Below are 7,472 nucleotides of genomic sequence, written 5' to 3' on the forward strand. Positions count from 1 at the left end.
TCTTTGTATAGTTGGGATGAACGCCATGGGCATTATCAGCGGAAATCATGAAACTGGAGGACAGAGCCATCAGGAATGCTTCCTCATCCCGCAATGTGCCCCTGTTTATTCTTCTCAGCGTGTCTGTCAGAAAGGTGGAAGCCGCTCCCTGCTTGGTGGCACTTCCTACCTCTTCATTATCCAGAACACAATAGACCGCTGTACTTTTCGCGCTTTTTCCTTTCCGAAATCCCTGGAGGGAGGCAAATGCACACTGCAGATCGTCCAACCGCCCGCTGGAAATATATTCTTCATTTGCTCCCCAGCAGCTGCCTTTGACTCTGTTATATAAGAATAAATCGGTACTCAATACAGATTCTTCCGTTACTCCGGCATTTTCAGCTATCATTCTGTAAAATGAGCCTTTTGCTGTCTCATCTCCCAGAATGGGAAGCATGTCATCCTGAACATTATATTTGAAGCCTTCGTTCACATCCCGGTTCATGTGAACCGCAAGATTTGGAATCATTACCAGATCCCGGTCAATATTTACCAGCCTGGTGCAGATCCTTTCCTTTTCTTTTACCAAAACTCTTCCTGCAACGGACAGCGGTCTGTCAAACCATGGCGAACAGATCATGCCTCCGTATTTTTCAACATTTAATTTCACATACTTTTCTGTTACCATTTCTGGATTTTCTTTTACCTTAAAGGAAGGGGAATCACTGTGGCTGGATATAATCTGAAATCCGGTAAACGCTCTATCCGGCAGCTTAAATGCAATAAGAGAAGAACCGTTTCTGGATACAAAATAATTTCTTCCTGCCTCCAGTTTCCACGGTCTTCCCTCATGTAATTCTTCAAATCCGTCTGCTGCCAGTATCTCCTTTATATTAGAAACCACATGGTAGCAGCTTGGACTCCGGTCAATAAACGATAACAATTCCCTGGCTGATTCTCTGTACATTTTCGCTTTATACCTCCTGATAACGGTATTCCAGCCATTATGGAAACTGCACATCTGGCTGAAATACTTTTTTTGTTATCATAACACAACCGCTATTTGTATTCAATGGATTGCTTATCCTTCCGTTTCTCTGATTCTTTCCACTACCGGCTGTTTTCGGAAGATACTGATGGCAGCTGTGGATACCAGTACCGGTATTAAGATGATGAACACTCCATAGCCCAGGAAATACCAGATCGGGAATTTGAAATGCATATAGTTTACACCAATCTGATCCATAATTTTGATAATCAGAATTCCTGCACCCGTTCCCACTACCAGGGTAATCACTAAATTTACAGCTGCCAGCAGAAATCCCTCATACTGAATCATTCTGGATAACTGTCGTTCTGTCATACCAATAGACTGGAGTACCGCAAATTCCTGTTTTCTGGTAACGATATTCGTAATTAACGTATTTACCAGATTGATCAGGCTGAATGCAATGATGAAGCAGCAGATTCCCAGCAGCATACCGCTTAATCTTGTATAGCTTAACTCATCCGCATCCATTCTTTCCTGCAGGGTGTCCATTGCGATTCTCTGATCCCCATCAACAATTTTTGCCAATGCCGCCGTAATCTCTGCTTCCTTTGTCTGGTCCGTAGAAACAATTAATGCATAATTCAGATTTATATCCCCCATAATGCTGCGCATGGAATCCTCTGTCATCCAGATAATAGAACTATCCATATTTTTATTATAATCCGCCCCCATAAACGCACTTGCCGTAAATGTTTCTTTGACTGTGTTTCCATTGAAAAAAGTAAGCTCCAGCTTCTCGCCAAGCTTTAGATTCGCTCCGAAGATTTCTTTTAACAGGGCATTATTCTGTACCAGTATCTCATTATTCTCCGTCATTCGGTCATAATCCAGGGTGCCTTCTTTGATTTCGGACTGCATCTCTTTCACATCAGACTTGCTAAAAGTCATAATACCGTCCACCGCAGACTGCCCATTCATTAAATAGTGTACCCGCGCTTTTTGGTTTACATATACTTTTTTGACACCGTCAATCTGTTCGATCCGGTCAATCAGGCTGTCATTGATGGGGTTATCCAGCTGCAGGTCACTATAGTCATGTTCCAGGGTCTGGGTTGCATTGCCGGAGAAAGAAATCAAATATTCACCGATGGAAAACTCACTCTGCCTGGAATATCCCTCCTGGCTGAAAGAATTCAGATAGATGGAAGCTGTCATAAACAGGATTCCGCCTACTCCCATAGAGACCATCGTCAGCGTTGACTTCTTACGGTTTCTGGCAAATCCCATCTTCGCCATGGAGAGGGGCGTGATCTTTCTTGCTAATTTGCTAGTGTTACCCTTTCGGATTTTTCCGTCATATGCATTAAATCTGGAGGCTTCAATTGGGGAAACTGCTGCTGCCATTTTCGCCGGACGCCGTATGGAGCATAAAACCGTAAACAGTTCGATTACAACTGTCATTAGCACTGTTACCCCAGTATTCGTCCAGCTGAACCCATCCGGCTTTAGCAAAATTCCTCCGATGACTCCAATGACGATCCCTGGGGGAATTGCAAAGGCGCTTAATATCCAGCCTTCCCTGGTAACCATATTCCGAATTTGTTTTTTTGTCATGCCAATGGTACGGAGCTGTCCGAACTGACGGATTCTTCCAACCACAGAGATATAAAAAACACTGTAAATAACAAGGATACTGACAAAAATAAGCCCCATTGCAATTCCTGCAGCCGTTCCCATGATCTGTAATTTCTTAGCACCCATCAGGGTATCTGCAAAATAAGTATTATCACTGACATTTTGTCTTTCAATTTTACATGCCGAGGCTATGTCCACAGCCATCCGTTTAAATTCTTCACTGGTCAGGAATTTTGCATCTTTTATTTTCACAAGGGCGTCATAATTGATTTCTTTCATGCTGCCACCCTGATCTGCATACAGCTTTGAGACTGCAAACGGATACATTTTGTTATTCGGATTTCCATCCAGAATCCCGCTTACCGTAAATGTCTCTGTGCTTCCATCCAGAAAAGTAATATCAAAAGTCTCACCCAGACGGCATTCTTTTCCAAGGGCTTTTAAGAACCCCGAAAAAACTGCTGCTTCGTTTAACTCCTGGGGAAAGGTTCCTTCTATAACAGTTGCCTGTTTAATAGGGCCTTGTTCTTCCGGAAAATAAACCGGGTAAAAGGAATAATCATCTTTCGATATTACCTTGCCAAATTTATTAAGTGCAAGATACTCAATATTTTCGTTGTTGTTTAATGCATCAATCTGCTCCGAATTCAGGTCTTTATAAATCACATGCTGCATTTTATCCACAGCCCGCTCCTGGCTTGTAAAATATGCGGTAATAAAAGACAGCATTCCCGAAAGCAAGGTGGCAGACAAAACAATTGTGAGTATGATAAAAATATTGCGCATCCGGTTATTTTTTATACTGCTTACAGCCAGATTCCAGATGTATTTTCCATTGTTGTTCTTTTCCAGCTTCATGCTTACCACCTGCCTTCTGCAACTTTACCATCTTCAATACGTATAGTTACATCTGCCATCTGGGCAATTTCCTCATTATGAGTGATCATTACAACCGTCTGGTGAAATTGGCTGCTTGTTAATTTTAACAGTCCCAGTACATCTGCACTTGTTTTACTGTCCAGGTTACCCGTAGGTTCATCCGCAAGTATAATAGCAGGTTTTGTCGCCAATGCCCGGGCAATTGCAACTCTCTGCTGCTGCCCGCCAGACAGCATATTCGGCATATTCATGAGTTTTTCTTCCAGCCCCAGCATCTTCACTACTTTCTCAACATACTCCTCATCCGTTTTATTTCCGTCCAGCTGTATCGGAAGAATAATATTTTCATATACATTCAGGATGGGAACCAGATTATAATTCTGGAAAACAAACCCGATTCTTCTTCTGCGAAATACCGTCAGCTTTTCATCATTCATCTGGGACAAATCTTTTTCCGCTACAATGACGCTGCCGCTTGTTGGTTTGTCAAGACCTCCCAGCATATGCAAAAGAGTAGATTTTCCGCTTCCGGAAGTACCAACTACGGCTGCAAAAGCCCCTTCTTCTATTTTTAAATTCACCCCATCCAGCGCCCGTACCACATTGGGTTCTTCTCCATAATATTTTGTAAGATTCTTTGTTTCTAATATTGTCATACTTTTTATCCTCCGCTTCATTCATCCATAATAATTTTCCATTCCGGTTCCGTTTCATACATCCGTTCCCTGTCTGGATAATATAATCTTAACAGTGGATTGTTTCAAAACCCTCTCAATACAAAAAGAAATAGTTTCAATTTTGAAACTATTCCTTCTCTTTCGTCAGATACACTCCAAAGCTGCTGCCTTCCCCCAATTTAGATCTCACTTTGATAAATCCATTCTGGCTGGTTATAATCTGCCTGGATAAATACAGTCCAATCCCTATTCCCGGTTTTTTATGCACTTTAGGCTCACGGTAAAACCGTTTAAAAATATCATTGATATGATTCAGTTCAATTCCAATCCCCGTATCTTCCACTACAATCTTCGAAAACATTTCGGATTCCTCTACGCTAATCCGGATTCTGCCTTTTTCCGGCGTATATTTCACCGCATTGTCAAGAATGTTAAATAATGCCTCCGTGGTCCATTTCCGGTCAAAAGCAGCCATTGCCTTTTCATCTGCCTGTATTTCAATGGAGATCTCTTTTTTCTTTGCCGCCAGTTCAATACTGTCCACAACCTCCATGACACAGTCCAGCAGCAATGCTTTTTCCTTTTTCAGCACAATCATGTTATTTTCCAGTCTGGACATTTTCATCAGCGAACGTACCAGGAAATCTAATTTCTCGATCTGATCCTGCATGACCTTTAGAAACCGGTGCTCTTCCTCCCGGTCTAACTCATGATTTAAAATAGTATCGGAATACATGGTAATATTAGAAATAGGCGTTTTTAACTGATGGGAAATATCCGAAACCATTTCCTGGACTGCCTTCTTCTGATTCCTGTTCTCCTCCACCGAGGCACAGGTAATGTCATAGAGCCGTTTCAGCATCGTTTGGATCTTGGAACAAAGGGTATCCTCATCCAGCTCAAACCCGCCCACTCCTTCTCCCTTTAAGATGCATTCAATGCTTTCATAGATCTGATCGGTAAAATTTACAAATCTTCTTCTCATTGCCAGAAACATTAAGATCATTCCCACGCCCAGACAAAGCACCGTAAGAATATATAAGATCATCCAATTCTGTGCACTCATTTGATTATCTCCCTTATCTTCTCTGATTTACTGTCAATTTCCCCGGGCAGTGCCAAACATCGCATCAGTGGTTCATTTGGCGACTGCCGCAAGCGTCAGATATCCCTCTGCAAGCGGTGGGATATCCGATTCTCGGTTTCTTCTACTATCCACTGATATCCCACTCCATAAATGGTTTTTATGTAGGAATATTTATCATCGGATATCTTTGACCTTAAGCGGCTGATGTTGATGGTAAGCGTATGTTCATCCACAAAATTTCCATCCGCGTCCCACAGATCTTCCAGAAGAATCTGCCTTGTCAGCACCTGGGTCTGGTTGCTGCAGAATTTGGACAACAGCTTAAATTCCGTAGGAGTCAGAACCAGGGGCGTGCCCTGCTTTAAAACAGTCTGCCGGTCAAAATGAATCTCTAGATTGCCGCAGTTAAGAACCGATGATTTCGGCCCCTCACATCTTCTTAATATTGCCTGGATTCTCTGCAGGACAACTTTAATATTAAATGGTTTCGTTATATAATCGTCCGCTCCCGCCTCAAATCCTTTTATCATATCTTCATCCATATCATTTGCCGTCAGAAAAATGATCGGCACACTGCTCTTCTCCCTTATCCTCCTGCCAAGGGTAAAACCATCCTCATCAGGCAGGTTTACATCCATCAGCACAAGGGCGAATTCTCTCTCATTAACAAGCTTCCATGCCCCTCCCGCATCAAATGCCGGAACTGCCTCATATCCTTCCATCTGAAGATTGTAGCACAAGCCCGCGTTAAGCATTTCATCATCTTCTATTATTAATATTCCTTTCATCAGACTCTCCTTTTATTTACATTCATCTGTTGCTTATCTTCTACATTACCTTTGCTATTATCTTTGCTATTTTCTTTGCTATTTTCCCATGTTACTTATTTTCTCTATTATCTTTGCTATTTTCCCATATTACTGATTTTCGCTATTACCTTCATTACTTACCACATTTACATGTCATTTATAATTATACTATAAGTTCCCTCTCTTTTACACAGCATTCTCTCAGCACCCGGAAAATACAATTGCAATTCCCGTTCCGCTATCGTATAATGAACAAAATATAATTTTAGGAGGCTCTATGAAAACTTTACTTTTTTTAGCAAAAGGCTTTGAAACGATGGAATTCAGCGTATTTATAGACGTTTTAGGATGGGCACGCAATGATTATGGATGCGATGTCACAGTCACAACCTGCGGATTTCAGAAAGAAGTTATAAGTACGTTCGGTGTCCCGGTAATCGCGGATATGCTGATTGACGAAATAAATCCCGATGATTACGATGCCCTTGCCATTCCCGGGGGATTTGAAGAATTTGGATTTTATGAGGAAGCATACGACGACAAAATATTAGACTTAATCCGCTACTTTGATGAAAAAGAAAAGCCAATCGCTTCTATCTGCGTTGCTGCACTTCCACTTGGTAAAAGCGGTATCCTAAAAGGGAGAAAGGGAACGACCTACCACCTTCGCGGCGGTTACCGCCAGGAACAACTGGCACAATTCGATGTGGAAATCGTAAATGATCCTGTCGTAATTGACCGGAATGTCATTACATCTTACTGCCCTCAGACTGCTGCCCCGGTAGCATTTGCCCTGTTGGAAAAGCTCACATCCAAAGAACAGATGGAAACCGTAAAGGCAGCCATGGGCTATTAGAATCCACGAGGTAGCAGTATGAAAATAGACAGGCTAATCGGTATCTTATCCATTCTGCTCCAAAATGAAAAAGTTACCGCACCATATCTGGCTGAAAAATTTGAAGTATCCAGGCGTACCATTAACCGGGATGTTGAGGATATCTGTAAGGCAGGCATTCCACTGGTCACTACCCAGGGCACGAATGGCGGTATTTCTATTGCAGAAGGCTACAAGATTGATAAAACCCTGCTCACCTCCCATGAACTCCAGTCGATCCTGACTGGTTTAAAGGGACTGGACAGTATATCCGGCACGAAAAAATACAGCCGGCTCATAGATAAATTGTCTGTGAAAAACCGCTCAGTATATTCATCCACTGACCATATTCTGGTCAACCTGGCGTCTTACTACAAAGGATCTCTGGCTCCCAAAATAGAAATGATTCAAACAGCCATCGATGAATCCAGGCTCATTTCTTTTCAGTACTATGCAAACAGCGGTGAAAGCAAACGCGTTCTGGAACCTTATCTGATTGTATTTCAATGGACCTCCTGGTATGTATGGGGCTATTGCAGCC

7 protein-coding genes are annotated in these 7,472 nt (G+C 42.3%); 2 read left to right on the plus strand and 5 right to left on the minus strand.

The genetic code is table 11. The features are described 5' to 3' along the window. The 5 genes from ACH2DQ_RS14090 to ACH2DQ_RS14110 form a co-directional block, all read right to left on the minus strand. The coding region (locus ACH2DQ_RS14090) for a M18 family aminopeptidase (protein ID WP_395027157.1) at positions 1-946 on the minus strand (946 nt) is incomplete at its 3' end. 114 nt (positions 947-1,060) lie between these two features. Next, positions 1,061-3,463 (minus strand): ABC transporter permease, encoded by a 2,403-nt coding sequence (locus ACH2DQ_RS14095; RefSeq protein WP_394915020.1) that lies wholly within the window; start codon positions 3,461-3,463, stop codon positions 1,061-1,063. Between the two features lie 2 nt (positions 3,464-3,465). Beyond that, on the minus strand, positions 3,466-4,140 hold the full coding sequence (locus ACH2DQ_RS14100) for an ABC transporter ATP-binding protein (RefSeq protein WP_394915019.1): 675 nt from the start codon (positions 4,138-4,140) through the stop codon (positions 3,466-3,468). A gap of 148 nt (positions 4,141-4,288) precedes the next feature. Continuing rightward, positions 4,289-5,227 carry a sensor histidine kinase gene (locus ACH2DQ_RS14105; protein ID WP_394915018.1) on the minus strand — a complete coding sequence of 313 codons (939 nt, stop codon included), beginning with the start codon at positions 5,225-5,227 and terminating at the stop codon, positions 4,289-4,291. A gap of 95 nt (positions 5,228-5,322) precedes the next feature. After that, the gene (locus ACH2DQ_RS14110) at positions 5,323-6,036 is read right to left on the minus strand and encodes a response regulator transcription factor (RefSeq protein ID WP_394915017.1); all 714 of its coding nucleotides are present in this window, start codon (positions 6,034-6,036) and stop codon (positions 5,323-5,325) included. A gap of 298 nt (positions 6,037-6,334) precedes the next feature. On the opposite strand from ACH2DQ_RS14110, the gene ACH2DQ_RS14115 reads away from it, so the two are divergent. Next, positions 6,335-6,913, plus strand: coding sequence for a DJ-1/PfpI family protein (locus ACH2DQ_RS14115; protein ID WP_394915016.1), 579 nt, complete (start codon positions 6,335-6,337; stop codon positions 6,911-6,913). A gap of 18 nt (positions 6,914-6,931) precedes the next feature. Beyond that, the coding region (locus ACH2DQ_RS14120; protein ID WP_395027161.1) for a helix-turn-helix transcriptional regulator at positions 6,932-7,472 on the plus strand (541 nt) is incomplete at its 3' end.

The organism is Robinsoniella sp. (genome assembly GCF_034124845.1).

Excerpts from the sequence above, each read along its gene's own strand:
- ACH2DQ_RS14095 (WP_394915020.1), bottom strand. The coding sequence starts at position 3,463 with ATGAAGCTGGAAAAGAACAACAATGGAAAATACATCTGGAATCTGGCT.
- ACH2DQ_RS14100 (WP_394915019.1), bottom strand. The coding sequence starts at position 4,140 with ATGACAATATTAGAAACAAAGAATCTTACAAAATATTATGGAGAAGAA.
- ACH2DQ_RS14105 (WP_394915018.1), bottom strand. The coding sequence starts at position 5,227 with ATGAGTGCACAGAATTGGATGATCTTATATATTCTTACGGTGCTTTGT.
- ACH2DQ_RS14110 (WP_394915017.1), bottom strand. The coding sequence starts at position 6,036 with ATGAAAGGAATATTAATAATAGAAGATGATGAAATGCTTAACGCGGGC.
- ACH2DQ_RS14115 (WP_394915016.1), top strand. The coding sequence starts at position 6,335 with ATGAAAACTTTACTTTTTTTAGCAAAAGGCTTTGAAACGATGGAATTC.